Source organism: Cupriavidus pauculus (genome assembly GCF_008693385.1).
In the GTDB taxonomy this organism is placed as follows: domain Bacteria; phylum Pseudomonadota; class Gammaproteobacteria; order Burkholderiales; family Burkholderiaceae; genus Cupriavidus; species Cupriavidus pauculus_D.
The window spans coordinates 1,164,250-1,190,383 of record NZ_CP044067.1 but is presented as its reverse complement, the minus strand read 5'-3'; the positions used below and the strand labels follow the sequence as shown (position 1 = coordinate 1,190,383).

At 65.6% G+C, this 26,134-nt stretch carries 30 protein-coding genes; 11 read left to right on the top strand and 19 right to left on the bottom strand.

The genetic code is table 11. The features are described 5' to 3' along the window. Positions 1-4 precede the first annotated feature (4 nt). Both FOB72_RS23750 and FOB72_RS23745 read right to left on the bottom strand, forming a co-directional pair. Positions 5-943 (bottom strand): transcriptional regulator GcvA, encoded by a 939-nt coding sequence (locus FOB72_RS23750; protein WP_150375128.1) that lies wholly within the window; start codon positions 941-943, stop codon positions 5-7. A gap of 141 nt (positions 944-1,084) precedes the next feature. Beyond that, the gene (locus FOB72_RS23745; protein ID WP_150375127.1) at positions 1,085-1,324 is read right to left on the bottom strand and encodes a hypothetical protein; all 240 of its coding nucleotides are present in this window, start codon (positions 1,322-1,324) and stop codon (positions 1,085-1,087) included. A gap of 265 nt (positions 1,325-1,589) precedes the next feature. Here FOB72_RS23745 and FOB72_RS23740 point away from each other — a divergent pair, with 265 nt between their 5' ends. After that, entirely contained in the window at positions 1,590-2,054 is a 465-nt protein-coding gene (locus tag FOB72_RS23740) for a RidA family protein (RefSeq protein ID WP_150375126.1), read from the top strand. Here FOB72_RS23740 and FOB72_RS23735 read toward each other — a convergent pair. From FOB72_RS23735 to FOB72_RS23715, 5 genes are all read right to left on the bottom strand, one after another. Continuing rightward, entirely contained in the window at positions 2,041-3,027 is a 987-nt protein-coding gene (locus FOB72_RS23735; protein ID WP_150375125.1) for an LLM class oxidoreductase, read from the bottom strand. The genes FOB72_RS23740 and FOB72_RS23735 overlap by 14 nt on opposite strands. Before the next feature lie 109 nt (positions 3,028-3,136). Continuing rightward, positions 3,137-4,543: an MFS transporter gene (locus FOB72_RS23730; RefSeq protein WP_411859875.1), complete on the bottom strand. Its 1,407-nt coding sequence runs from the start codon at positions 4,541-4,543 to the stop codon at positions 3,137-3,139. A gap of 138 nt (positions 4,544-4,681) precedes the next feature. Beyond that, on the bottom strand, positions 4,682-5,332 hold the full coding sequence (locus tag FOB72_RS23725) for a pyridoxamine 5'-phosphate oxidase family protein (RefSeq protein WP_223851772.1): 651 nt from the start codon (positions 5,330-5,332) through the stop codon (positions 4,682-4,684). Between the two features lie 3 nt (positions 5,333-5,335). Beyond that, positions 5,336-5,800, bottom strand: a complete 465-nt coding sequence (locus FOB72_RS23720; RefSeq protein ID WP_191002392.1) for a RidA family protein — start codon at positions 5,798-5,800, stop codon at positions 5,336-5,338. Between the two features lie 97 nt (positions 5,801-5,897). After that, positions 5,898-6,713 carry an AraC family transcriptional regulator gene (locus tag FOB72_RS23715; protein WP_150375123.1) on the bottom strand — a complete coding sequence of 272 codons (816 nt, stop codon included), beginning with the start codon at positions 6,711-6,713 and terminating at the stop codon, positions 5,898-5,900. 137 nt (positions 6,714-6,850) lie between these two features. Here FOB72_RS23715 and FOB72_RS23710 point away from each other — a divergent pair, with 137 nt between their 5' ends. Then, positions 6,851-7,711, top strand: coding sequence for an alpha/beta hydrolase (locus tag FOB72_RS23710; RefSeq protein ID WP_150375122.1), 861 nt, complete (start codon positions 6,851-6,853; stop codon positions 7,709-7,711). A gap of 85 nt (positions 7,712-7,796) precedes the next feature. Here the strand turns inward: FOB72_RS23710 and FOB72_RS23705 are convergent, their stop codons facing one another. Then, positions 7,797-9,056, bottom strand: a complete 1,260-nt coding sequence (locus tag FOB72_RS23705) for a DUF2325 domain-containing protein (RefSeq protein WP_191002391.1) — start codon at positions 9,054-9,056, stop codon at positions 7,797-7,799. 132 nt (positions 9,057-9,188) lie between these two features. Between FOB72_RS23705 and FOB72_RS23700 the strand changes: the two genes are divergently transcribed. Beyond that, positions 9,189-9,782 (top strand): nitrogen fixation protein NifQ, encoded by a 594-nt coding sequence (locus FOB72_RS23700; protein WP_150375120.1) that lies wholly within the window; start codon positions 9,189-9,191, stop codon positions 9,780-9,782. Here FOB72_RS23700 and FOB72_RS32285 read toward each other — a convergent pair. Both FOB72_RS32285 and FOB72_RS23695 read right to left on the bottom strand, forming a co-directional pair. Continuing rightward, a complete protein-coding gene (locus FOB72_RS32285; RefSeq protein ID WP_191002390.1) occupies positions 9,760-9,924 on the bottom strand; it encodes a hypothetical protein in 165 nt (54 codons plus the stop codon). The two genes, FOB72_RS23700 and FOB72_RS32285, sit on opposite strands and share 23 nt — an antisense overlap. Next, complete coding sequence (locus tag FOB72_RS23695) at positions 9,918-11,027, bottom strand: substrate-binding domain-containing protein (protein ID WP_150375119.1); 1,110 nt, start codon at positions 11,025-11,027, stop codon at positions 9,918-9,920. The genes FOB72_RS32285 and FOB72_RS23695 overlap by 7 nt, the downstream gene beginning before the upstream one ends. Positions 11,028-11,143: 116 nt before the next feature. On the opposite strand from FOB72_RS23695, the gene FOB72_RS23690 reads away from it, so the two are divergent. Further along, complete coding sequence (locus FOB72_RS23690) at positions 11,144-11,527, top strand: winged helix-turn-helix domain-containing protein (RefSeq protein ID WP_150375118.1); 384 nt, start codon at positions 11,144-11,146, stop codon at positions 11,525-11,527. 46 nt (positions 11,528-11,573) lie between these two features. Continuing rightward, the gene (locus tag FOB72_RS23685; RefSeq protein WP_150375117.1) at positions 11,574-12,242 is read left to right on the top strand and encodes a dihydrofolate reductase family protein; all 669 of its coding nucleotides are present in this window, start codon (positions 11,574-11,576) and stop codon (positions 12,240-12,242) included. Between the two features lie 2 nt (positions 12,243-12,244). On the opposite strand, the gene FOB72_RS23680 is transcribed toward FOB72_RS23685, so the two are convergent. From FOB72_RS23680 to FOB72_RS23670, 3 genes are all read right to left on the bottom strand, one after another. Further along, positions 12,245-13,123, bottom strand: coding sequence for an alpha/beta fold hydrolase (locus tag FOB72_RS23680; RefSeq protein ID WP_150375116.1), 879 nt, complete (start codon positions 13,121-13,123; stop codon positions 12,245-12,247). A gap of 105 nt (positions 13,124-13,228) precedes the next feature. Beyond that, positions 13,229-13,855 carry a CGNR zinc finger domain-containing protein gene (locus FOB72_RS23675; protein WP_150375115.1) on the bottom strand — a complete coding sequence of 209 codons (627 nt, stop codon included), beginning with the start codon at positions 13,853-13,855 and terminating at the stop codon, positions 13,229-13,231. Positions 13,856-13,948: 93 nt separating this feature from the next. Further along, positions 13,949-14,413 (bottom strand): aminoacyl-tRNA deacylase, encoded by a 465-nt coding sequence (locus FOB72_RS23670; protein WP_150375114.1) that lies wholly within the window; start codon positions 14,411-14,413, stop codon positions 13,949-13,951. A gap of 240 nt (positions 14,414-14,653) precedes the next feature. Between FOB72_RS23670 and katG the strand changes: the two genes are divergently transcribed. Next, complete coding sequence (katG, locus tag FOB72_RS23665; protein WP_150375113.1) at positions 14,654-16,909, top strand: catalase/peroxidase HPI; 2,256 nt, start codon at positions 14,654-14,656, stop codon at positions 16,907-16,909. A gap of 65 nt (positions 16,910-16,974) precedes the next feature. Here the strand turns inward: katG and dmeF are convergent, their stop codons facing one another. The 5 genes from dmeF to FOB72_RS23640 form a co-directional block, all read right to left on the bottom strand. Then, complete coding sequence (gene dmeF, locus FOB72_RS23660) at positions 16,975-17,946, bottom strand: CDF family Co(II)/Ni(II) efflux transporter DmeF (protein ID WP_150375112.1); 972 nt, start codon at positions 17,944-17,946, stop codon at positions 16,975-16,977. A gap of 13 nt (positions 17,947-17,959) precedes the next feature. Continuing rightward, on the bottom strand, positions 17,960-18,235 hold the full coding sequence (locus FOB72_RS23655) for a metal/formaldehyde-sensitive transcriptional repressor (RefSeq protein ID WP_150375111.1): 276 nt from the start codon (positions 18,233-18,235) through the stop codon (positions 17,960-17,962). A 63-nt stretch (positions 18,236-18,298) separates the two neighbouring features. After that, positions 18,299-19,180, bottom strand: a complete 882-nt coding sequence (locus tag FOB72_RS23650; RefSeq protein WP_223851860.1) for a DoxX-like family protein — start codon at positions 19,178-19,180, stop codon at positions 18,299-18,301. A 52-nt stretch (positions 19,181-19,232) separates the two neighbouring features. Next, on the bottom strand, positions 19,233-19,760 hold the full coding sequence (locus tag FOB72_RS23645; protein WP_150375110.1) for a GbsR/MarR family transcriptional regulator: 528 nt from the start codon (positions 19,758-19,760) through the stop codon (positions 19,233-19,235). Positions 19,761-19,791: 31 nt separating this feature from the next. Beyond that, entirely contained in the window at positions 19,792-20,442 is a 651-nt protein-coding gene (locus FOB72_RS23640; RefSeq protein ID WP_223851771.1) for a hypothetical protein, read from the bottom strand. Between the two features lie 220 nt (positions 20,443-20,662). Here FOB72_RS23640 and fumC point away from each other — a divergent pair, with 220 nt between their 5' ends. From fumC to FOB72_RS23615, 5 genes are all read left to right on the top strand, one after another. Then, positions 20,663-22,057, top strand: a complete 1,395-nt coding sequence (fumC, locus tag FOB72_RS23635) for a class II fumarate hydratase (protein WP_223851770.1) — start codon at positions 20,663-20,665, stop codon at positions 22,055-22,057. Continuing rightward, positions 22,038-23,375, top strand: a complete 1,338-nt coding sequence (locus FOB72_RS23630; RefSeq protein WP_150375107.1) for a threonine/serine exporter ThrE family protein — start codon at positions 22,038-22,040, stop codon at positions 23,373-23,375. Before fumC ends, FOB72_RS23630 begins: the two co-directional genes overlap by 20 nt. Continuing rightward, a complete protein-coding gene (locus FOB72_RS23625; protein ID WP_150375106.1) occupies positions 23,372-23,776 on the top strand; it encodes a hypothetical protein in 405 nt (134 codons plus the stop codon). The genes FOB72_RS23630 and FOB72_RS23625 overlap by 4 nt, the downstream gene beginning before the upstream one ends. Next, on the top strand, positions 23,773-25,269 hold the full coding sequence (mqo, locus tag FOB72_RS23620) for a malate dehydrogenase (quinone) (protein ID WP_150375105.1): 1,497 nt from the start codon (positions 23,773-23,775) through the stop codon (positions 25,267-25,269). The genes FOB72_RS23625 and mqo overlap by 4 nt, the downstream gene beginning before the upstream one ends. Before the next feature lie 74 nt (positions 25,270-25,343). Next, complete coding sequence (locus tag FOB72_RS23615) at positions 25,344-25,796, top strand: MarR family winged helix-turn-helix transcriptional regulator (RefSeq protein WP_150375104.1); 453 nt, start codon at positions 25,344-25,346, stop codon at positions 25,794-25,796. Positions 25,797-25,814: 18 nt separating this feature from the next. Here FOB72_RS23615 and FOB72_RS23610 read toward each other — a convergent pair whose 3' ends face one another. Next, positions 25,815-26,132, bottom strand: coding sequence for an NIPSNAP family protein (locus FOB72_RS23610; RefSeq protein ID WP_150375103.1), 318 nt, complete (start codon positions 26,130-26,132; stop codon positions 25,815-25,817). Between the last annotated feature and the right edge of the window lie 2 nt (positions 26,133-26,134).

The following is a 26,134-nucleotide window of genomic DNA, read 5'->3' as shown; positions in this document are numbered from 1 at the left end:
ACGCTCAGGCTGGCGTGGCGGCGGGCGCGGCGGGCTGTCGCGTTGCCGCCGTTTCCGCGCGGATCCACTCCGTGAAGCAGCGGACGCGGCGGTCGTCGAGCCGGTCGGTCGGAAAGACCACGAAATAGGAGAACTCCACCGGCAGGCGGATCGACTCGAACAGCCGCACGAGGCGGCCCTCGGCCAGATCCTGCTCGATCCAGTTCTTCTTGATCAGCGCGACGCCCAGTCCGCTGATGGCCGCGTTGATGACGAGGTGGCTCGGCCAGAACGAGGGGCCGCGCGTGGCATCGACGTCGGTCACGCCCGCGTGTTCGAGCCACATCGACCAGTCGGGATTGCTGACGTCGGTATACGTGCTGTCGTCGTGCAGCAGCGTGTGATGGCGCAGGTCCGACGGCGTCTCCAGCGGCCGGTCGCCGTTGAGCAGCGACGGCGCACACACCGGAATGACCTCGACCGGCAGGCACAGCTCGGCATGCAGGCCGGGATAGTCGCCGCGCCCATAGCGAATCGCCATGTCGAAATCGTCGCGCTCGAAATCGATGCGATGGTTCGACGTCGAGACTTTCAGATCGATGTCCGGGTGCGCGCGCATAAAGCTGTCCATGCGCGGGATCAGCCATTTGACCGCGAAGGTCGGTGGCATGTTGATCTTCAGGGAAGGCCGGTCCTTGCTCTGGAGGCGCTGGGTGGCCTCGGCCAGTTGCCTGAATGCCAGCTGGACGCTCGGCAGGTAGGCCGTGCCGGCCGGCGTGAGCACGAGCGCCTTGGCCTCGCGGATAAACAGCTGGACGCCGAGGTTTTCCTCGAGCGTCTTCACCTGATGGCTGACCGCGGACGGCGTGACGAACAGTTCTTCCGCGGCGCGCGTGAAGCTTAGATGCCGGGCGGCGACCTCGAAGGCCCGCAGGGGATTCAGGGGAGGGATCTGTCTCGACATGTTCTGTTCGTCTCGCGTGATGGAAGCGCCCTTCTGCGGCGCGCACGCAATGCGTCGCGCGGAGGCGCGGCGGGACGTTCAGAACATATCAGCAAAGCGCCGGGCGGAGAATAGGTGGGTTCCCGACCGGCCAGGCGCGGGTCAGATCGCCTTGAGCGCGCGCTGCATGACGAAGGCGGTGCGCAGCGTCAGGTCGTACGACCGATCGGACGCCAGCAGCCGGCCATCGACCCACACCGACCACGTCCCTTCCTTGCGCACGCAGGCCACGCGGTTGTCCTCCATCAGGTCCGCATACCAGCGCCAGAGCGCCGCGTCCTGGATATTGGCGGTGGCACCCGCGCGCACGCGGCGGGTTCCGATGTTTGCAAGCTCCTGCATGGTGATCCTCGACAAATATAGACGCCCGCGCCGTCACCGCGCGTTACTGCCAATGTAGGCCATTGGCGGCCGCCGCGAAATGATCTCTGCGGGGCATACCGCACACACTTTGGTATGGGTCGGCCTGCCTGCCCAACGCGACGGCGCGCCGGAGTTGTTCCGCGATGTATCAATTCCTGTGCGCGCTTTCCCATTTATCGGCACCGGGCGCTCCTTCTATAGTTCGTGACAAGGCGAAAGCCAACCATCATCGAGGAGCAACATCATGTCGGTCGAATCGAAACTCGCGGCGCGCGGACTGGCGCTGCCCGCCCCGCCGCAGCCACTTGGCAGCTATACCGCCGTCAGCCGTGCCGGCGATCTGTTGTTCATCTCCGGCCAGCTGCCGTTGCGCGATGGCAAGGTGGTCTGGCAGGGGCAGGTCGGCAGGGATCTGACCGTCGAGCAGGGAAAGCAGGCCGCGGAACTGGCGGCGCTGAATGTCCTGGCGCAGATCCACGCGCATCTCGGCGGCTTCGATCGGCTGGACCATATCGTTCGCCTCGAGGGGCACGTGACCAGCGCGCCGGGCTCGTTCGATCAGCCGGCCGTGCTCGACGGCGCATCCGACCTGTTCGCCGATGTGCTTGGCGAGAAGGCGGGGCATGCGCGCGCCGCGTACTCGCAGACGCAACAGCCCGGCAACGCCGCCGTGATCCTGGTCGTGATCGCGCAGGTCAAGGCTGACTGACATCGGCCAGCGCGGGGAATCGCGGCACCACGTGCGTCGCGATCTCCTCGAGTACCGCTTCGGCGGGACGGCTGCCGTACTTGAGGTTGAACAGCACGTGATTGGCGCCCGCGCGTTCGAGCGCTTCCAGATGGCGCATCAACCAGCTGCGCCCGAGCCGGTGTCCGCCGTGGATCGGCGTGGGCGACACGTCGGGGTCGGCGACGAGGTCGATGTGATAGGGCTGCGCAAAGGGCTTGAACGCGCCGGGGGCGACCGTTTCCACCGTATCGTGCCAGTTGCGGATGAGTTCGGTCTGCATATCGAGCCGGCGTGGATAGGTGATCCATCCATCGGCCTTGCGCGCGATCCAATCCACCGATTGCTGGCTGTTGCCGGTCACGATCAGCGGCACACGCCGTGCCACGGGCTTCGGCACGGGATCGGCGCCGTCGAGCAGACCATACGGGCTGCTGATGCGCGGAAAGTTCTGGTCCCACGCGGTCTCGAGGAACGCCACCTGTTCGCGGAACAGCGCGCCGCGGTTCGCATGATCGACCCCGAACGCCGGAAACTCGATGGCGCGGTCGCCCGAGGCGATACCGAGCACGAGGCGGCCATCGGATAGCCGGTCGATGCTCGCCGCGGACTTGGCCGTATGCAGCGGATGGCGCAGCGGCAGTACGATGGCCGCGGTGAAGAGCGCGATGGACGAGGTCTGTCCCGCCACATAGCCCATCCACGAGAACGGATCGTAGATCTGCCCAAGGTCGCCGAACGACGGATCGCGCAACGGCACGTCGCGCACGCCGAGCGATGCAAAACCCGCGGACTCGGCAAGACGCGCAAGACGAATCTGGTCCTTCATGGTGGGCGCATCGCCGGGATACGACTCGATCGCGAACAGCACGCCGAGCGTCAGTTGGCCCGGGGCGAACATGCGCGAGAACCCGGGGTTCGATTGAGGCGGTCTTTCAGAGGCGGCGGTCAGCATGACAGGCTCCTGGAGCGAGATGAGATGCCTGTCATTCTGGGCAACGGCTCGCCAATGATCATCGGGGTCCGTCGCAATTCAATTGTTCCGGGGCATTGAGAGTGCCCGACTATTCCGAGAGGGTTTCCAGTGCCTGTCCGCGCGTCTCGATGCCGTAGCGGACGACGATGGCAGCGGCGGACAGAAAGCACATCGCGCCAAGCAGAAAGACGCCAGTCTGCCCCGTGGCCGGCAGCACGAGCCCCACTAGGGACGGTCCCAGCAACGACCCCACGCGCCCGACGGTCGAGGCCATGCCGCAACCCGACGCGCGGGCACGGGTCGGATAGAGTTCGGGGGTATAGGTATAGAGCACCGCCCACATGCCGAACATGAAGAACTGCATCATGCCGCCGGACATGAACAGCAGGGCGGGCTCTGTGCCGGCACCGGCCACGCGTCCGTACAGAAACACCATGCAGGCGCCTCCGACGAGCGTGACAACGCAGGTCGGCTTGCGGCCCCAGCGCTCCACCGACCATGCCGCCCACAGGAACCCGGGAATGCCGCCGATAGAGATGTAGACCGTATATAGCACCGATTTGGTGACGTCTAGCCCTGCCTGCTGGAGCAGCGCGCCGATCCACGTGTTGAGGCCATAGAAGCCTAGCAAAGCGAAGAACCACAGGCCCCAGACAGTCAGCGTCCGGCGGCGGTACGCGGGCGACCACAGTACGCGCAATCCCGAGGATTCCGCATCGCCAGCGGCGAGCGATGGCGCGACATCAGGCAAACTGGATAGCCCGAGCCTGCGCATTACGTTCCGTTCGATACGATCGACGATGCGTGCGGCTTCGTCATGACGGCCCCGCGATTCGAGCCACCGTGGCGACTCGGGCACGTAGCGGCGCACCACGATCAGGAACACGGCCGGGATCGCGCCAAGCAGGAACATCGTGCGCCAGCTGTACGCACTGAGCACGTAGTACGACATCAGGCCGGCAGAGATAAAGGCGATGGGCCAGTTGCCGTCCATCAGGGCGAGGTACTTGCCGCGCTTCTGCGCCGGGATGAACTCCGACATGAGCGTCTGCGCGAGCGGCAGCTCCATGCCCATCCCGACGCCGAGCAGCAGCCTCCATGCGCCGAGTGTCAGCGCACTGTCCGCGGTAGAGCAAAGGTAGCTGCCAACCCCCCAGATGATCATGCTGACCTGGAACACGGGCTTGCGCCCGAAGCGGTCCGCGAGCAGGCCCGAGCTCATCGCGCCGATCGCCATGCCGACGAAGCTCGCGCTGCCGAGCATGCCAGCCTGTGCGGGTGTCAGGCCGAACTCCGTGCGAATGGACCCGAGCAGGTAGGTCATCATCGCGAGGTCGAGGTTGTCGAAGAAGAATGCCAGCGCAATGATCGCGAACAGAACGCGGTGATATCCGCATACCGGCAACCGCTCCAGCCGGTCTCCCGTACGCACGCGCATCAACTCGATGGGGGTCAGTTTCATGCTCTCTCCAGTGGTTACCGGCACAGCCGGCATCGCCTGCTAATGTCACGTGGAGACGCTGCTGACACTGATGCGCCGAGGCCAAGCTCTGTCGTGCAGATGCCAAGGAAAACCGAGTGAAAAAAAAGGTGCCGAAGCACCTTTTTTGCGCTGTTATGGCACCGTCGGCAGTCATGGCATATCGGTGTGCGTCCGGAACCGGTTAGGGTCGAACGCATCGGCACCCAGTCCCGATAGCGTCGCGCCCGTTGGGAACGGGTAGCGAAGATAAGGTGCCTTCGGCTGTCCCGGCGGCGAGTACTGGCCGTCAGCGAGTATCCGCTTCTTGGCAGTCATTTCTCGCACGATGCATCGATACGCCACGATCTGACTCGCCGCGCCATTCTCGATGGGCGTGTAGTCCTTCTCCGGCCTGAACTTGTCCAGTGCATGGTTCTGATGCGCGCGCACAGTGTCGGTGTCGTCGCGCAGCACGACATCGCATCGCGCAATCACGCTGTAGTACTCGAGGCTCGTGTTCTGACCCTTCGGTGCCTTGAGCAGGGCGACCGGACGATCAACTTCGATCGTCACGTGCGGGTTGGCGCGTATCGCTCCGGCCAGCTTGCCGAAGCGCGAGCTGTGAATGAGGAAGGCGTCGTCGCGGAACGTGAAGCTCTGGGCCGTCACGTACGGGTAGGGCGTGTCGTGTACGGCCACGCGGCAGATCAGTTCGTCCCTGAGGAACGCGTGGATGGCTTTCCAGTCTGTCCATGCCAGGTCGGTGCGGCGCATGTCGGTGCGAAAGAAGGGCGGGAGTCCGATATCCGAAGAACGCGTCATGGCTCACCTGTCCAGAGCAAAGATCGCCTCGATTTCCACGGGCGCGTTGAACGGCAGCGTGGCAACGCCGATGGCGAGCCGCGCGTGGTGGCCGCGTTCCTCGAAGATCTCGTTGATCAGGACCGACGCGGCATTGATGACCTGCGGCGCGTCATGAAAATCGGACGCGGCGGCGACATAGCCCGCCAGGCGTACCACGCCGCGCACGCGATCGAACGCGCCGTCGGTGGCAGCGCTCACCCACCCCAGCAGATTCGCGACGCACAGGCGCGCCGCTTCGCGCGCGGTGTCGAGATCGACATCCGTCGGCACCTTGCCAACGAATCGCGGCGCACCGCCCTCGATCGGCAACTGGCCCGAGACGGTCAGCAGGCCGTGATGAATGGTATAGGGAACGTACAGGGCTTTGGGGAGATCGGGGGGCGGCAATACGATACCGGCCGCCTGGATACGGGCAATCACTGACATGCGGACTCCATTGGCTGAAAGATGACGGCGGTGCGGCAAGCCTGCCGACCGACGACCTTCAGACTGTGCCGCATGCCAGCGACCCGGGATCACGCCATCACGCCACACCTTGTCGCGCAGACGCCAATACCGGCGAGCGCATGTCCCGGAAGTACTCCGTGGGCGTCATGCCGAGCGCACGCCGGAACATCGCGCTGAATGCGCTGGGGCTCTCGTAACCGAGTTGCAATGCGATGTCGGTGACGTTTCCGCCCTGGGCAAGCAGGCGGACCGCCGCCATCAGGCGTGCCTGCTGTTTCCATCGGCTGTACGTCAGGCCTGTTTCCTCGGGAAACAATCGAATGATGGTGCGCTCGCTGGCGCCGACCGAACGGCTCCACGCTTCCACCGACGTTTCGTCGGCAGGGTCCGCAAGGATGCGGGTGCAGATCTTGATCAGCCGCTGGTCTTTCGGCATGGGCAGGTGCAAGGGCACCACGGAGAGCGGACGCAGTTCCTGAAGCAGCAGCTGCACAACCAGTCCATCGCGTCCCTGTTCGTCATAGGAGACTGGCATGGCGACGACGGCGGAGACGAGTTCGCGCAGCAGCGGCGGCACGGCCACGACGCAGCACCCGGGCAGTTCCGTCGGGACGGCATCCGTCCGGATATAGACCGTTCGCATCTCCACGACGCCGCATGCCTGCATGGCGTGCTCGACCTCGCATGCCACCCAGACTGCGCGTTGCGGCGGCACGACCCACGAGCCGAAGTCCGTATTGACGAGGATCGCGCCTTCAAAGGCGTAGATCAACTGGCCTCTCGGGTGCGAATGTGGGGGAATGTAATGGCCGTCGGCGAGCCGCCTGGCCATCCCGCCGACGGGGCGATCGATGGTCTGGTAGTCCTCCCGATTTTCGCTTTTTCCGAACATGGCGTATCCGCGACAGTCGCTGGCATCTGCGGGCGCGCGTCGCCGCACCCCTGCACGTATCTTTGGCTCGACGCCTGCGTGCGTCGCAATGTTCAGGAGATCGCGGGATCGATCTCCACAGTCAGGAGCCAAATGTAATGTCAGTGTATCGAAACTTCAATCAGGAACAACTGGACACGCAGTACAACGTTCGTGGCGGCATCCCCGGGTTCGAACGCATCTTCGAGCGATGGGCAGCCGGTGGCGCGGCGTTCCGTCGGACTCATTCCGTGCGGGAGAACCTCGCCTACGGTACCGATGCCAAGCAGACGCTGGATTTCTTTCCAGCCGCAAGTCGCGGCCGACCCGTGCTCGTCTTTATTCATGGTGGCTACTGGCAGTCGCTCGACAAATCCGACTTCAGCCACGTTGCGGCGCCGTACCTGAAACACGACATCAACGTCGCGGTGGTCAACTACCGGCTAGCACCCGACGTCGGCATGGCGGATATCGTGCGCGACAATCGCGACGCCGTGGCATGGCTGCATCGCAATGCGGACGAGCTCGGCCTGGACGCGCATCGCATCTATGTGTCGGGCCACTCCGCCGGAGGTCACCTCACGGCGATCCTCGCCGGGACCGAGTGGGAACTTCACGGCTTGCCGGCCGATGTGGTCAAGGGGGCGTGCGCAATCAGCGGTTTGTATGATCTGGAACCGATTCGTCTTTGCTATCTGAACAAGGTGGTCGGGCTCAAGGAGGCCGATGTGGCGGCCTATAGTCCGATGTCACATTTGCCGAAGACCGCGATGCCGATGATCCTGACCGTCGGCGGCGACGAGTCGCACGAATATCATCGGCTGCAGGGCGAGTACAAGACGGTTCTGGAGCAGAACGGATTCGCGGTGCAGGTCGTGGTGCAGAACGGGGGCCATCACTTCGATGCCGTGGATCTCCTCGGCGAGGAAAACGGCCCACTCGCCCGAGCCGTGCTTGCGTTGATCGCGCGCGACGACTAGCTCGCGCGTGCCGCGATGCGCGTGCCGCTGGAAAGCATCGAAGTCCACGGCCAGCCGATACAGGTCGAGGTCGAGGATGATCGACTCAGGGCAATCGCGCCAGCAGTTCGACGAAGCTGGCCACGCTGGCGCTGCGCACCGGGTGGTAGTCGATGCCCTGCTTCTGGCAGATGCGCTTGAGCATGCCGACCGAATCGTGGTCGATGCAGTCCACGGGGAAGACGACGATATCCGCGGAGGCGACCATCGCGGGGAGCAGGCCCTTGCGGTCCTCGAGGCCGCCGTCGTGGTCCTGGAAGCGGCCGCCGGCGCGTTCGACCAGCGTGCGGATGGTGGTGACCGTTCCGGGGCGGCCGCCGATGTACAGCACGCTCCGGTTGTCGAGCGCTGGCAGCGTGGAGGCGCGATCGTCTTCGCGGCCTTCCTGCTGTTGCCGGGTCACCAATGCCTCGAGCGCTTGCGTCTCGGCGCGGCTCGCCGCGAGTTGCGCCCGCAGTTGCGCGACGTCATCGCGCAACGTGCGTGCGGCCTCTGCGGCCAATGCCTGCCGGGCCTCCGCGGTGGCGATGCGTTCGACCTGGGCGCTGATCAGCTGCTGACGCGCGGTCACGTCGGCCGGCACGGCCTCGCCCGGCGCCTGTTCGCGGCCCCGCAACGTGGCGATCAGCGCGCTGGCCTCCTGCATGGCCACCGCATGTTCGCTGCCGAGTTCCTGCATGCGCAGCTGTTGCCGCGCGAGGGTGTCCTTCAGCGTCTCGTTCTCCGCCTCGAGCGCGACGAGCCGGCGGATATCGGCGCGATTGGAGGCGCCGACCAGATGCGACAGCATGTGGACATCGCCGAACGCTTTCTGCCGTACCGCGACGGAACCCTCGGGATGGGTCATCGTGGCCCAGTAGGCGCCGGCGATATCGCCGGTGGCCTGTGCCGTGTCCCACATGGCCCGCACCGCGTCGGGGTCCGTCGCGGACGCGAACTGCCGGATGGCCAGCGCATGGCGCTGATCGAGCGCCTTGTGCAGGGTCTTGGCGCCCACGCCGCCACGCGTGGCCAGGCTCACCGCTTCATGATGGACCTCCATGTCGGAGGCCGTGGCATCCATCGCGATCAGGCGCCGGACCAGCTTGCGCAGCTCGCCGGTGGACAGGCACGTGCCGATGATCGAGCAGTGGAAGGTCGCGTCGAGCTCGGCCAGTGTCGTGCGATGGCGGACGTTCCTGACCGCGGATGTCGCGGGCGCGGGCGTGGGGACGGGATGAGGCGTGCAGCATCCCGGCGCATCGCCGTGGCGGATCGTCGTGCCGAGCAGGCTGGTACGGGCGAGCGCGAAAGGTGGATGTTGCATGGCGTCTGGACTCGTGAATCCGGGCCGGTGTGGCCCAGGCGGTGCCGAAGCGTTTCCGAAATATACCATTGTGCATAACGGATGCGCGTTCATGCGTTGACGACCGTTGTATATCTGCCTATATTTCGCTGCATGAATCGCTCGCTCCTCCTGCTCGATGCCTTTGCCGCTCACCCCGGTGACGCGGTGTCGCGCGCATTGTCGGGGGTGCTGGAAGCCGCGTCGGCAGGCGGCCTGCCGCGTTTCGCGCAATGGCTGGGACTGCCGCCGGACGAGTTCCTGTGCATGCTCGATACCTGCTTTCCGGGCGCGGCGCAGAGCGGCTGGGAGCCCGATGCGCCGCAGGTCGAGCCCGCGGCGTTGCCGTGCGAATTCGACGATCTCGTCCGGATGCTGTGGTTCGGCCGCTCCGCGCAGGCCGATCCGCGCCACGCCCTATGGGCCGCGCACGCGCTCGCGTGCGGGTGTTTCGGGCAGGGCCATCTCTGGCAGGACATGGGGCTGTCGGGGCGGCACGAGGTGTCCGCGCTGCTGAGCGGCACGTTCCTGCCCGTGTTCTCGGCGAACACCACCAACATGAAGTGGAAGAAGTTCTTCTACCACCGCGTGTGCGAGGAACTGGACCTTCATCCGTGCCCCGAGCCGTCGTGCAGCGGATGCGATCACTACGCCGAATGCCACGGCTCGGAAGAGACCGTGGCCATCAGGTTCCTGCCCAGCGCCTGATCAGGGCTGTGTAGCCATCCCGCGCGCGTACGGCGACGATCAGTTGCTTGCATCGGGAGCGCGGCAGCGCCGTGAGCCCGGCGGCATCGAGCAGGTCCCCGGCGCGCGTCGGCACCGAGGCCGGTGATCGACGGCTCACCATGGCAGCGCTTCATGCAGCGGCATCAGCTTCAGCGAGGTCTCCGGCTGGTAGCCGGGAATCGCCCCGATGCGGCCGACCACACGGTCCGACGAGAGCAGCTCGAGCAGGTCCGACACCCATGTCGCGTCGCGGTCGCTGTTGCGCAGCGCCAGGTAATACGCCTCGCGCGTCAGCGGCACGAAGCTCAGGCCCAGCGCGTCCGCCGTGGAACGCAGGCCGAAACCGGCATCGGCATGGCCCTGCTGGATCGCCTCGCCGACCTGGCGGTTGCTCATCGCATAGTTGTCGTAGCCGGCGATCTGCTCGGGATAGGCCCCCTCATTGGCGACCACCTGATCGAACAGCGCGCGCGTCGCGGAACTGCGTTCGCGGTTGATAAAGCGCACGCGGCGCGTAACGAGGTCCTTCACGCCGCGCACCGCCGTGCTCATGGCCGGCGCCACCATCAGCCCCTGGTCGCGCCACGCCAGCCGGATCAGCCGCACATCCGACGGCTTGAGCCATGGGCGGAACGCCGTATGCACGCGTGTGCCGGCCTGATGGATCGGCGAGACGTGGAACCCAGCAAGCTCGGCCTGCCGCTCATGCAGGCAGATTAGCCCATCGACGGCGCCGCAGAAGACGGTATCGAGCGACACCGTGGTCTCCGCATGGGTGAGCGACTGGCGCACGACGTCGATGGTCGCATCGGGCCGCCCCGAGAATCGCACCTGCGCGCGCGAGCCCAGGGCATTGCCGAGGTACTGGTGGAAGTCCGCGGTGGCGGTCTCGATCATCGGCTCCACCGTTTCCCGCATGCGGGACTCGGCGGCAATCAGATCTTCCCCGAATCGCGTCAGTTCGGCGCCCTTGCCGCGCTGCATGCTCACGATGCTGCGATCGAGCAGGGTTTCCCAATGGCGGATGGTGCCCCAGGCGTGCCGATAGGACAGGCCGACGGTAAGGGCGGCGCGCTGCAGCGAACCGGTCGCGCGAATGGCGCCGAGCAGCGCGAGCATCTGCCCGGCGGCATGCGAGCCCGCGGCAGGGTCGGCGCCGGTGTCGGCGGTACTGCTGGCGCTGCCGATCTCGACGAAGGGGGTCAGTTCGAAGCGGAATTTCATGGCAGGTCCCCAATGCAAAGAACTTGCCGAAATATACCACTGAATATAACGGATAGCAGCAACACAGATCCGGTGCGCGACGGGCAGTACAGTGAATAGATGCAGTAGACTGCGCCATGGCCAAGACGAATACCAAAACGCACGAGGGCACAGCCTCTCGGACCAGTTTCAAGTTCCGTGCGCGGATCACGGTGGCGGATGTCGTGGCGATAGGCCCCGGCAAGGTGTCCCTGCTCGAGGCGATACGCGAACACGGGTCGATTACCGCCGCCGCGCGCAGCATGGGCATGTCCTACCGGCGCGCCTGGCTGCTGGTGCAGGAACTCAACAAGGCCATGCAGTCTCCGGCCGTGGTGTCCGAGCACGGCGGCGAAGGCCGCGGGGGCACCACGCTGACGCCGGAAGGCGAAGCGGTTATTCGGCTCTATCGGCAGATCGAGGTCACGGCGGCCAGGGCGTGCAAACAGGACATCGACGGACTGCTCGCGTTGCTCCAATAGACGGCATGTAGAATGGTGCGCTCTTCGATCGAAGCGGAGTTGCACCATGAGAAGACTCATCGCATCCACTTTCGTCTCGCTGGACGGCGTCATGCAGGCGCCGGGCGGCCCGGAGGAAGATCCCACCGGCGGGTTTGCCCACGGCGGCTGGACCTTCCCGTTCTGGGACGAGGTCATGGGCCGCGACATGCGCGGCTTCGACGGCAAGGACCGCGAACTGCTCCTGGGCCGCAAGACCTACGAAATCTTCGACGGCTACTGGCCGTATCAATCGGCGGATGACCCGATCGCGCGGACGCTCAACGCCGCGCGCAAGTACGTGGCATCCCGCACGCTCTCCGAAGTCGGCTGGAATAACTCGACGCTGCTGCGCGGCGACGTCGCGACGGCCGTGGCCGCGCTCAAGGCGCAGGCGGGGCAGGACCTCCAGATCATCGGCAGCGGCAACCTGATCCAGACCCTGCAGGCGGCCAACCTCATCGACGAGTACAACGTGTGGACGTTTCCGGTCGTGCTCGGCCGAGGCAAACGGCTGTTCGAATCCACCGCGACGCCCGCCGGCCTGCGGCTCGTGCATTCGCTGGCATCCACGACCGGCGTGGTGATGAGCACCTACGAACCGTCGGGCGGCGTGAAGGTCGGAACGTTCGAGACCGTCGCGCCGAGCGAGAAGGAGCTCGCACGGCGCGCGCGGATGGCACGCGACGGCGCCTGAGCTTACTTGCCTAGCACGTCGATGATGCGCCGGCCGATGTACTCGCCGTGCGTCTCCAGCGCGAAGTGGCCTGTGTCGAGCAATTCGACCACGGCATTGGGATTGTCGCGCCGATAGGCTTCCGCGCCGGGCGGGATGAAGAACGGATCGTTCTTGCCCCAGATCACCAGCGTCGGAATTTGTGCGTCGCGGAAGAATGCCTGGAAGGCCGGGTATTGCTTGAGGTTGTTCGCGTAATCGAGGAACAGGTCGAGCTGGATATCCTTGTTGCCGGGGCGCTCCAGCAGCGCCGCGTCCAGCGCATAGGACTCGGGCGCGACGCTGTCCGGGTTTGCCACGCCGTGCACGTACTGCCACCTGGTCCCTTCGAAATGCAGCACCGCGTCGGCCACGATCTTGCGGTTGGCCGCGCTCGGGTCCGCCCAGTAGTTGCGGATCGGTGCCCATGCATCGCCCAGCCCTTCCAGATACGCATTGCCGTTCTGCGACACGAGGCCCGTCACGCGCTCCGGATGCGCCACCGCCAGCCGCAGGCCCGTCGGCGCGCCGTAGTCGAACACATACATTGCATAGCGCTGCAGGCCAACGGCGTCCACGAACGCTTCCAGCGTCTTTGCCAGATCGTCGAACGTATAGCGATAGCCGCGCGACGCCGGCACTTCGGTGAAGCCAAAGCCGGGCAGGTCTGGCGCAATCACATGGAAGCGCTGCGCAAGCTGCGGAATCAGGTGGCGGAACTGGTGCGACGAGCTCGGATAGCCGTGCAGCAGCAGCATCGTGGGCAGGCTGGCGTCGCCGGCCTCGCGATAGAACACGCGGACGCCGTCGGCGTCGGCAAATCGATACTGCACGGTCGAATCGGGTTGTACGTTCGTGCGCATGGCTTGCTCCGGAATGGGTTCGTGGGACGGCGTCGTTGCCGCTTGGGAACGAATTCTAGAGACTTTACGTAACCTGTCAAATCATTTTTAGAAGGTTACACGGGATCAGCCCTCGGCGTCGCCCGCCTCGCGGCGCCTGAAGGCGGCCACCTTGTGGCGATTGCCGCAGAGCGCCATGCTGCACCAGCGTCGGCGATGCGAGCGCGTGCGGTCATAGAACCAGAGGATGCAGTTGTCGCTTTCGCATTTTCTGACGAGGTCGAAATCGCCATGGACAAACAGGTCGGCAATGGCCTCGGCGAGCGGGACGAGATAGTGACCGGCGGTTTCCATCGGATAGACGCGCGTCATGATCACGCTGCCGTTCGCGTCGATCTGCGTGGCGAGGTGACTGCCCCCGGCGGAAAGGGCGCCGTTGAGCCAGGCAAGGTCGAGCTTCTTGCCTGCCTTGCGGCGCGCAATCGCCTGCCGCAGCGGTTCGCGCAATGCGCGCGCGGCGTCCAGCAGGCCCCGGGGCGGCGTCCTGGCGGGCGCGCCTTCCGGAAGCAGGCCCGTGCGGCCGAGCCAGTGCATGACATCGGCATCGGATTGCCAATAGTCGACGGGTGCGCCATCGACGAGTCCCACCGTGTTGATGAGGTCGAGGGCGACGTGGTCCGCGAGCACGCGCGGAAGCGTGTGCACGTCATCGGCGTGCGGCGCGGGATGGGCGTGGGGGGCGTGAGATGCCATGGTGCCTCCAGGAAGAGCGCACCATTGTATTCCCGTTCGCCGCCAACGTAACCTTCAACGTGTTTTATTGAAAGTTACGGAGTGCGGCGCGGTCTACATCGACCGATGCGAGAAATGCCCGTGCCGCGCATCGGCCAGCAGCGCGCCGAACTCCGCGGTGGTCATATGCACGACTTCTTCCCGGTCGCCGGACTCGAAGTAGACGTCGCCATGCAGCAGCAGGCTGTCGTCGACCCACGTCGGTGTGCGATGCAGCATGCCGATCGGGGGCAGCGCATTGAAAGCGCAGTCGCGGAACACCTCGCGCACGCCGTCGCCATGCACACGCCGGAGCGCGCGGCCGCTCTGCGCGCAGATTTCCGACAATCGCAATCGATGCGTGGAGGGCAGCACCGCGATGACGTAGCCGCGATCGTCCTCCAGCAGTACGGCCCGGGCCAGCCGATCGCCCGGAATATGCGTGTCTTGCACGGGATCCGGGCCGCGGGCGCGGCGCACGGTTTCAAAGCGGACCTGCTTGCGGGTAAGGCTCCGCGCCAGCGTGGTGGCCATGGTCATGACGCAACCTCCGAGCGTGATCGCTGCAGTTGTCTTGCGTAAGCCCACTATAGGTCAGGTGCCGCGCAGCATTCGGTGGGGACTAACCCCACCACGGGCACGCATTCAAACAGGCGTCATAGCAATGCGCTATCGAGGCGATTGCTATCCTCACATGTTGTTGACGCGGCATCTCACCTATATTTTGCGTTGACGCGGAATCATCAGAACTACGTGCGGTAGTCCCCCAAAGGAGAGAGCATGTCTGACGAAAAGTGTCCCTTCAACCATGCCGCCGGTGGCGGCACCACCAACAAGGACTGGTGGCCAAAACAATTGCGGCTGGACCTGCTGAGCCAGCATTCCGACAAGTCCAATCCCCTGGGCAAGGATTTCAATTACGCCGAGGCGTTCAAGAGCCTCGACCTCGCGGCGGTCAAGAAAGACCTGACCGCGCTGATGACCGATTCGCAGGACTGGTGGCCGGCGGATTTCGGCCACTACGGCGGGTTGTTTATTCGCATGGCCTGGCATAGCGCCGGTACCTATCGGATCGGTGACGGCCGGGGAGGCGGCGGACGCGGGCAGCAGCGCTTCGCGCCGCTCAACAGCTGGCCGGACAACGTCAGCCTGGACAAGGCACGGCGCCTGCTATGGCCGATCAAGCAGAAGTACGGGCAGAAGATCTCGTGGGCCGATCTGATGATCCTGACCGGCAACGTCGCGCTCGAGTCGATGGGCTTCAAGACGCTCGGGTTCGCCGGCGGCCGCGAGGATACGTGGGAACCCGATCAGGACGTCAACTGGGGCGACGAGAAGACGTGGCTCGGCGGTGACGTGCGGTATGGCAAGGGCGCGGCGGGCAAGTACGACGACGCGGCCGTGCTCGTGGCCGACAAGGACATGCACGGGCAGGAAGTCAGCCGTAACGATCCGGGACGCCATCTCGAGAATCCGCTCGCCGCGGTGCAGATGGGCCTGATCTACGTGAACCCGGAAGGACCCGACGGCAATCCGGACCCCCTGGCAGCCGCGTACGATATCCGCGAGACGTTCGGCCGCATGGCGATGGACGACGAGGAGACCGTGGCGCTGATTGCCGGCGGCCATACGTTCGGCAAGACGCACGGTGCCGGCCCGGCCAGTAACGTCGGCGCCGAACCCGCGGGCGCGCCGCTCGAGTTGCAGGGGCTTGGCTGGCAGAGTTCGTTCGGCACGGGCAAGGGCGCCGACACCATCACCAGCGGGCTCGAAGTCACGTGGACGACCACACCGACCAAGTGGGGCGGCGGCTTCTTCGAGAACCTGTTCGGCTACGAGTACGAACTCACCAAGAGCCCGGCGGGTGCCCACCAGTGGGTCGCGAAGGACGGCCCCGAAACCGTGCCGCATGCCTACGATCCGTCGAAGAAGCTCAAGCCGACGATGCTGACGACCGACCTGTCGCTGCGCTTCGATCCGGTCTACGAGCCGATCTCGCGCAAGTTCAAGGACGATCCGGCGGCCTTCGCCGATGCGTTTGCCCGGGCGTGGTTCAAACTGACGCATCGCGACATGGGGCCGCGCGCGCGGTACCTCGGTCCGGAAGTCCCCGCCGAGGAAATGCTGTGGCAGGACCCGATTCCCGCGGTCGATCATCCGCTCGTCAATGACGGCGACGTGGCGGCACTCAAGCAGAAGATCCTCGCGACGGGCCTGTCGGTCTCGCAGCTCGTGAAGACCGCGTGGGCCTCGGCGTCGACGTTCCGCGGCTCCGACAAGCGCGGCGGTGCCAATGGCGCGCGCATTCGTCTGGCACCCCAGAAGGACTGGATCGCCAACGAGCCCGACGAACTCGGCAAGGTGCTGCAGGCGCTCGAAGGTGTGCAACGCGACTTCAATGGCGCGCAGTCGGGCGGCAAGAAGGTCTCGCTGGCCGACCTCATCGTCCTCGCGGGCGCGGCGGGTATCGAGAAGGCCGCGGAAAGCGCGGGTACCAAGGTGACCGTGCCGTTCTCGCCGGGCCGCATGGATGCGTCGCAGGACAAGACCGACACGCATTCGATGGGCGCGCTGGAACCCCTGGCCGATGCGTTCCGCAACTACATCAATCCGCGGGTGCGTGTCGAGGCCGAGCACATGATGATCGACAAGGCGCAGCTGCTGACGCTCACCGCGCCGGAGATGACGGCGCTGATCGGCGGCCTGCGTGTGCTCGATGTGCATGTGGGACGCGACAAGCACGGTGTGTTCACCGATCGTCCGGGTACGCTGACCAACGACTTCTTCCGCAACCTGCTCGACATGAATGTGGAATGGAAACCCGTGTCGCGCGATGTGTACGAAGGGAAGGATCGGAAGACCGGCGCGGTCAAATGGACGGCCTCGCGCGTGGACCTCGTATTCGGTTCGCATGCGCAGTTGCGCGCGTTGAGCGAGGTCTATGCGAGCGAGGATGGGGCGGACAAGCTCGTCAAGGACTTTGTTGCCGCGTGGGCCAAGGTGATGGACCTGGACCGGTTCGATCTGAGGAAGTAACTGCGGACGTCACGCAGGGGTAGTGAAGATGGCCCGTCATCCGCGACGGGCCATTTTTTCTTGCGTCAGTCGGCGCAGCGATGGATCTCCACGGTCACGTGGACGATCTCTTCGTGGATGCGCAGGGCGTTCCGCACGTGCGCCGGCGACAGGTCGGCGTCATGGGTCACGAGGCTGATCGCGCAGGAAAACTTGTCCTTGCCCACGCGCCACACATGGAGGTCGGCGACCTGCGTGCCTTCGGGGCCGACGTTGAACGACGCCAGCACCTCGCGGATCTCGGCGACGACCGGATGATCCATTTCGCGGTCGAGCAGCACCACGCCGGTCTGCCGCAGCAGGCCGAAGGCCCACACGCCGACCAGCACGGCGCCGACGATGCCCATGACCGGATCGAGCCAGCCCCACCCGAACAGCCAGCCGCCCGCGAGGGCAAGGATGGCGAGCACCGACGTGGCCGCGTCGGCCAGCACGTGGACGTAGGCCGAGCGAAGGTTCAGGTCGTGCGCGTGGTCGTGATGGTGCCCGTGGCCATGGTTGTGGCCATGGTTGTGCCCATGAGCGTGCCCGTGATCGTGGCCATGGGCGCCGCCAAGGATCATCGCGCACGCCAGATTGACGACGAGGCCAATGGCGGTCACGGCCATCGCTTCCTGGTAGTGGATGGCCTGCGGACTGATCATGCGCTCGACGGAGCCGAACACCATGAGCGCGGCAATGCCCAGAAGGAAGATGGCGCTCGCAAAGCCGGCCAGCACTTCGATCTTCCACGTGCCGAACGTAAAGCGCGCGTCGCCGGCATAACGGCGGGCGGCCGCATACGCGAACGCGCTGAGGCCGATGGCCAGCGCATGCGAGCTCATATGCCAGCCGTCGGCGAGCAGCGCCATGGAATTGAACCACAGGCCCGCGGCGATCTCGACGAACATCGTGACCGCGGTAATGACCATGACGAGCCGTGTGCCGCGCTCGGCCGCGCGGTTGCCGGCGTCGAAAACGTGCGTGTGCGTCCAGGGGGAAAGGTCGTGCGTATGCATGGCGAAATCCTGCTTACCTGAAGTAGCTGCGAACGACTTCGATCAGTTGCTCGCGCGCGTTGGCCTCACCGTCTTCGGCGGGCTCGGCATCGGTCAGATGCGTGCGGATATGGTCCTCGAGCACCACCGTCAGCAGCCCATTCATCGCCCCGCGGCAGCTCGTGATCTGCTGCAGCACGTCCATGCAGCCCTTCTCCTCCTCGAGCGCACGCTCGATGGCATCGATCTGTCCGCGGATGCGGCGGACGCGATTGAGCAGCTTCTGCTTGTCGTGGATCGTGTGGCTCATGGGGTATCGAAAATAGGGTAGGGGGGTATACTATCAGAGCCAGTTTCTTCCCTATCAATGCCCTCACCGCGACGTGGGCTTCATCCCCGCGCGACGCGGCCAGACCAGGCACGCGATGCCGATGGCGGCATCCACGCCAATGGCACCGTAGAGGGCGACGTTGGCCGCATCGCCCTGCAACCCGACCGCCGCGAGCAGGGCGAGGCTGGCATCGCGCGGATACGCGAACAGCGTGAGCGCGGTGGCCAGCCAGACGATCGCGAGCACCGCGCGCAGCAGTGGCGTGCGCCACGTGGCCAGCGCGCGCTGGCGCAGCTTGGCGGCGTCGGCGGGCGCGATGAATCGTTCGATTGGCAACGGTGCGCGGCCGAGCAGTGCGGTCATCGCGCGGGGATCGCCGCTGCTGCCCGCACGCAGCATGCGCCAGTTGTCGGGGGTGAGCGTCGAGCCGGAAATCCGTCCCGCCACGCGGGCGGCGATGGACATCGCCGGGGACGGGATGGTGACCCAGACCCCGCGGGAGAGCCCCATGGCGCGGCGGTAGGCCGCAAGCATCGCCCGATACGATACGCGGCGCGTGCCGACGAGCTCGAACGATTGCCCGGCCGGCGTGGCGGGATCGATGGCCGCGACCACCGCATCGGCGACGTCGTCGATATGCACGGGCTGGAACTGCGCGTCGCCAAGGTCGGGGACGGGAATGACGGGCAGCGTGACCAGGCTGCGGAACATCGCGGCCGAGTCGCCATCGTCGGCATAGATGAGCGATGGATAGAGGATTTGCCACGGCACCGGCAATCCGCGCAGCACCTCATCGGCGGCATGCTTGCTGCGGAAGTACGGCGTGGTGCCGGTGGCCGCGCCGAGCGCCGAGACCTGTATCACGCGTGCGACGCCCGCCGCCGCGCACGCACGGAACAGCGCGGCGGGCGCGAGATGATGCAGCGCCTCGAAGCGGCTGGCCTGCGACTCGACGGCGGTGGCCGGGGTTACCGCATCAGCCGCGGCGCCGCACGGCCTTGCTGATCTTCGCCGTGACGCCGAGCGTCTTCATCAGTGTTTCCGGCTTCAGCCGCAGCATCTCGTCGGAAAGCGTGCTCATCGTCTCGATGAACTTCAGCGTCTCCTCGATGCGCTGCCGCGTGCCTTCGTCTTCCTTGTCGATTTCCGGATTGTCGAGGCATTCCTGCAATGCCACCGCCGTCGGATCGATCTCGCGCTGCCGGCGTCCCGCCACGATCAGCTTGAACAGTTCCCAGACATCGGTGGACGTCTCGAAGAAATCGCGCCGTTCGCCCTTGAGGTGCACCACGCGCACGAGGTGCCACGACTGGAGTTCCTTGAGGCTGTTACTGACGTTGGATCGCGCCACGCCGAGCGTCACCGTGATCTCTTCCGCGTCCATCGGGCGGCCCGCAAGGTAGAGCAGCGCGTGGACCTGGGCGACGGTGCGGTTCACGCCCCAGCGCGAGCCCATCTCTCCCCAGTGCAGCACGAAACGTTCGGCGATCGGTTTCAGTTCCATGCGACGTATTCTAGGCTTTCGGTTGTTTCTGTCAAGAGAGAAATAACTCCCCCGAGTCGGGACGTACGGCCACGCGCTGGTCCCCCCGCCGCAACTGGCCTTCCGCCAGCGTGGCCGATGTGGCCGCGTCGATATCGAAGTCGATCCGCAGCGCCCGCGCGACGCGCGGATCCTCGATCGGCAACTCCCAGGTGAGAAACGGCTGCGTGTCGTCGCGGTCCGCCGGGAAATCGGCCGGGTTGAATCCCTCGCCGCCGCGCGCGATGACCGCATGCGGCTGGCAGGTATCGAAGACGAGCATCGTGCCGCGCTGCAGCGGTATGCGCAGGCCTAGCCAGGGGAAATGCACGTCCTGCCCCTTGTCCTCGCCGACAAACAGATTGCAGAACGCCATGCCGCCGTAGTCGCCATCGTGGTGATACCGCGCCCCGCGGCAGACCATGAGCGCGATATCGCTTTCGGCGAGCAGGCCATCCAGGCCGAGCCCGGCGGTCCAGCCGGATGCCGCGCGCACGCATTGCGCAAAATCGGGCCAGCGCGTGCGGGCCCTTGCCAGCGGCAGCTGGTCGACGTCGCCGGGGTCGAGCGTCATATGCTGCGAGATCTCGCGTTCCCAGTCGGCGCGCAGACGGGCGGGTGCCTCGGGAATATCGACGACGCCCGAGAGCACGAGGTGACTCACTGAGCGGCTGCGTAACCGCTCGCCCTGCCAGTAGTGGCAGACAAGAGCGTCGGCGGGGATTTGGAGCGGATGATCGCGCATCGGGGGAGTGTAATAGGGTTTGTGATGTCCGCATCTGTACTAGACTCAAACATCGTCCGACCTTGGGAGCCCCATCATGAACTCCAGTCCTTCGACACCTGTCCTCCGCGACGTCCCAATCGGGCTCACCGCAACAGGCATGCGAAGGGAGTTCGACAGCATGGGCGAGGTCGAGGTGCCGGCGGACAGATACTGGGGCGCGCAGACACAACGCTCGTTGCAGCACTTCGCGATCGGCGACGACCGCATGCCGAAAGCCGTCTATCACGCGTACGGCTACGTCAAGAAGGCGTGCGCGCTGGTCAACCATGCCGCGGGACGCCTGCCCGAGTGGAAGAAGGCGGCGATCGTGCGCGCCGCGGACGAGACCATCGCCGGCAAGCTCGACGATCACTATCCGCTGTACGTCTGGCAGACGGGCTCCGGCACGCAGAGCAACATGAACGTCAACGAGGTGCTCTCCAACCGGGCCATCCAGCTGCTCGGCGGAACGCTCGGCACGCAGGAACCCGTTGGCCCCAACGACGACGTGAACATGGGGCAATCGTCGAACGATACGTTTCCCACCGCCATGCATATCGCATCTGTCGAGATGATCGACGCCGTGCTGTTGCCGCGGGTCAGCGAGCTGGCGGACCTGATCGAGCGCAAGGCCGAAGGGTGGAAGGACGTCGTCAAGATCGGCCGCACGCATCTGGAGGACGCGGTACCGCTGACGGTCGGGCAGGAATGGCATGGCTGGGCCGCGCAGATCCGCGATGCGATTGCCGATATCGAGGGCTGCCGTGGCGGGCTCTATCAGCTCGCGGTAGGGGGCACGGCGGTGGGCACGGGGCTCAATGCGCCAAAGGGCTTTTCCGAGGCCGTTGCCGCCCAGATCGCGCAACTGACCGGCAAGCCGTTCATCACCGCGCCGAACAAGTTCGCCGCGCAAGGCTCGCTCGACGCGATGGTCCGCGCGCACGGTACGCTGCGAAACCTGGCCGTCGTGCTGATGAAGATCGCCAACGATATGCGCTGGCTGGCGTCGGGGCCGCGTTGCGGGCTCGGCGAGCTCAAGCTGCCCGACAACGAGCCGGGGTCGTCGATCATGCCCGGCAAGGTGAATCCCACGCAGTGCGAGGCGATGGTCATGATCTGCCTGCAGGTGATGGGCAACGACTCGGCGGTGGCTTTCGCCGGTAGCCAGGGCAACTTCGAGCTCAATGCGATGCGGCCCGTGATCATCAACAACTTTCTGCACTCCGCGCGCATCCTTGCCGACGGTTGCGACAAGTTCCGCAAGTATTCGGTGGAAGGCACCGACATCAACCGCGAGAAGATCCAGCAGTACGTGGAAGGCAGCGTCATGCTGGTGACGGCGCTGTCGCCGGTCATCGGCTACCAGAACGCCGCGCATATCGCGGAAACGGCCATTGCCGAGGGCCTGACGCTCAGGCAGGCCGCGCTTGCCTCGGGCAAGGTGGACGAGGCCCTGTTCGATCGCACGATCAAGCCGCTCGACATGGTCGGCCATGGACTCGCCGGGGCTTGATCTCGATACGCACGCACTGGCCGCGACGGACCGATCCGCACCTGTAGAACACGTTGCACAGGTGGCGCATGTTGCGCTGCGGCTTGGCCGTTCGATGATGGCGAACGGTGCCGATGCCGCGCATACGAGCGCCGCGATGGCGGCGCTGGCCACGCGCATGGGCTACCGAGCGCATGTGCTCGTCTGTGTGGACGGGCTCGTGCTCACGCTCGAAAACGAAGCCGGATTCCGCACGAAGGTGGGCGCCACGTTCACGGGCGCCGCCGTCAACGTCGGCACGCTCGCCGTGCTCGCGGACATGCTGCGCCGCGGGCCTGCCGATAGCGATAGCCAGGACCCGGCGGCATTGGATACCGCGGTCTTCGATCGCCTGCCATGGGAGCGCCCGGGCTATCCGCACTGGATCGTCATCGTGGGGGTGGGCGTTGCCGCGGCATCGCTCGCGCGGCTGTTCGGCGGCGCATGGGAGGTGGTCGCGGTCTCGCTCGTCGTCGGCATGGCGACGCAGGCATTGCGCATGGCGCTCGGACGCTTACAGATGAACGCCGTGGCGGGCGCGGCGATCTGCGCGTTCGTGGGCGGTGCCGTCGGCGCCGTCGGCATGCGGCTGTTTCCGGGCACGTCGCCGACGCTTTGCCTCGTGGCCGCCGGGATGATTCTCGTGCCCGGCGTGCCGCTGCTCAACGGCATTCGGGACACGCTGTCGGGGCATGCCGGCGTGGGCATCGCGCGATTGCTGACCGGGACCGCGATCGTGCTCGCGATCGCGCTGGGCCTGCTGCTCGCCGCGGGCCTGTTCAACGACGACCTGCCGCTGAATGCGCCGTCGGTCATGCTGACCGTGGGTGAGGACTTTCTGTTTTCCGCGCTGGCCGGCGCAGGCTATGCGTTGCTCTTCAACGTACCGCCGCGCATGGCATGGGCGTGCATCGTCTGCGCGATGGTCGGGCATGGCCTGCGCACGGAACTGGAGACGCTCGGGGTGGGGCTCGCGGCGGCATCGCTGGCGGCCGCGTTCGTCGCCACGTTGCTGGCACGCGGCCTGGCGCATCGCATCGGTGTGCCCGCGGTGACCTTTGCGTTTCCGGGTGTGGTGGCAATGATTCCCGGCGCGTACGCGTTCCGCGCGGCAATCGGGGGGCTGCAGCTGATGAACGCTGGCGAACACGCGCCGCTGGCGGTGGTCGCCGGCACGCTCGGGCTGGCGGTGACCGCCATGGTCGTCACCACCGCGATTGCGGCCGGCCTTTGCCTCGCGCTGGCGTCCTTCCCCAGTTCGCCTCACCGTCTCTTCGAATCGAAAGGAGTATCGCGATGATCCGATGTGTGCGTATGTGGACCGGCGAGGACGGCAACTCGCTATTCGAGGAAGGTCACCTCGAACTCGTGGAGGGCGCTCGTGGCGATGCGGTGGGCCAGCCGGTCGCCGTGACGGCGCTGTCGTTCCAGGAAACGCGCTCGGGCGGCTCTTACGCGTGGCATCAGGATCCCGTGCCGCGTTATGTGATCACGCTGTCGGGCACGCTCGAGTTCGAGACGAAATCCGGCGCGACGTTCGTGATCCGTCCCGGCGATGTCCTGCTTGCCCAGGACAACAGTGGATCCGGCCATACGTGGCGGCTGCTGGACGATCAGCCGTGGCGCCGCGCCTACGTGGTGTATCAGGAAGGCACGCCGCTTCGGTTCGTGGCCGGCGAAGGGAAGGGGGCACCATCATGAGCGGAAGCGATACCGAAAGCACGGACGTCGTGCTGATTGGCGCGGGCATCATGAGCGCGACGTTCGGCACGCTGCTGAAGAGCCTCGAGCCGTCGCTGCAACTGGTCATGCTGGAGACGCTTGGCGATTGCGGGCAGGAGAGTTCGCAGGCATGGAACAACGCGGGTACCGGGCATGCCGCCAACTGCGAGCTCAACTACACCCCGCAGCGCGCGGATGGCAGCATCGATATCCACGAGGCGCTGGAGGTCAACACCGAGTTCGACCTCTCGCGGCAGTTGTGGGCGTATCTCGTGTCCAGCGGCGCGATCGCGGATCCGCAAGCCTTTCTGCACGCCTGCCCGCATATGAGTTTCGTATGGGGCGAGGAGAACGTGGACTTTCTGCGCGCGCGGTTCAAGGCGATGTCGGCGCACCACTGCTATCACGGCATGGCCTATAGCGAGAACCATGGGCAGATCGGCGAATGGGCGCCGCTGATCATGGAGGGCCGGGACGGGAAGCAGCCCGTCGCGGCGACGCGCATCAACTCGGGCGCGGACGTGGACTACGGCACGCTGACCCATCTGCTGGTGGCGCATCTGCAGGCGAGTGGCGGCTTTGCTGTCCATTACCGCCATCGTGTGACGGCGCTTGCCCGTGCGGACGGACAACGATGGCGTGTGACGGCCGTGGACGAAGCCAGCGGCGCGCAGCGTACGGTGACCGCGCGCTTCGTATTCATCGGTGCGGGCGGGGGCGCGCTCGATCTGCTCCAGCGCGCGAATATTCCGGAGGGACACGGATACGGCGGCTTCCCGGTCAGCGGGATCTGGCTGCGTTGCGACGCGGACGATATCGCCGCGCGTCATCATGCCAAGGTCTACGGCAAGGCCGCGCACGGCTCGCCGCCGATGTCGGTGCCGCATCTCGACACGCGCATCGTACAGGGCAAGCGGTCGCTGCTGTTCGGCCCCTATGCCGGTTTCTCGAGCAAGTTCCTCAAGCACGGGTCGTACTTCGACCTGTTCCGTTCGATCGAACCTGGCAATGTGCTGCCGATGCTGGCGGTGGCGCGCGACAACCTGCAGCTGGCCGAATACCTGATCGGACAGGTCCTGCAAACGGGCGCGCATCAGTTCGCCACGCTCAGGGATTTCTATCCGGGCGCGCGGCGCGAACAGTGGGTCGAAGCGGTGGCGGGCCAGCGGGTGCAGATCATCAAGCCGGAGCCGAACCACTCGGGCGCGCTGGAGTTCGGTACCGAACTGGTCGCGAGCGCAGACAAGTCCATCGTCGCGCTGCTCGGGGCATCCCCGGGTGCCTCGACCGCGGCAGCCATCGCGGTGAAGGTGCTGGAGGCATGCTTCGATCGGCAACTGAAGAGCGGCGGGTGGACGGACAAGCTGCGCAACATCATCCCGACCTACGGGATCGATCTGAAAACCGATGCCAATGCGTGCATGGCGATTCGGGCGTCGACGGCAAAGGTGCTGGGGCTGGAGGTCGCGTGAGCCTTCCCCGGTCCATTGATTGACAGATCAGATATATTGGGGGCTCCATGTCGTCCGAGACCGTTCAAGCCGCCGTGAAGCACTACACCCGCAAGAACTACGAGCTGACGGAAAGCATCGGCTTTCTTTTGAACAAGGCCCGCAATGGCCTGCTGATGGAGGTCGATGCGGCGCTACGCCCGCTCGAGATAACGGGCCAGCAGATGGGCATCCTGCTGGCGCTGGCGCGCGGCGAGGTGACGACGCCGCTGGAGATCAGCAAGGCGCTCGGCATCGACACCGGCCTCACCACGCGCATGCTCGACAAGCTCGAAAGCAAGGAGATGGTGCGGCGCCAGCGTAGCGAGGAGGACCGGCGCGTCGTGCATGTGCTGCTCACACGCAAGGGCACCGAGGTCGCGAAGCGCATTCCCGATGTCACGCCCGACGTGCTCAATCAACGGTTGCAGGACTTCACGACCGAGGAGTTCAACGAGTTCCTGCGGCTGCTGCGAAAGTTCTCCGGCGACGAGGATGTCGCCGGTTAAGAGGTCACCGGTTGGGACTCACGGCTGGAAGAACGATACCGGCGTCATCAGCTTGTTTTCCTGGCTGACGAGGTATGCGGCTTCCGCGCTCAGCTTCAGGTATTCGACCCAGGCCGGATCCTTCTGCAGCGACTGGCGCTTGGCTTCGCGGTCGGCTGCGCTGTCGTACACCCAGATATGCGTGTAGCTGTTGACGTTGCCGGCGTCCGTCTGCATGTAGGCCAGCGGTTTGCCCAGATGGCGGCTCTGGATCGCGTAGCCGTGCTCGGCGTACAGCGCCAGGTGTTTCTTGATCGTGCCGGGGCGGCAGGTATAGGTGCGTACGTCGTACAGCATGG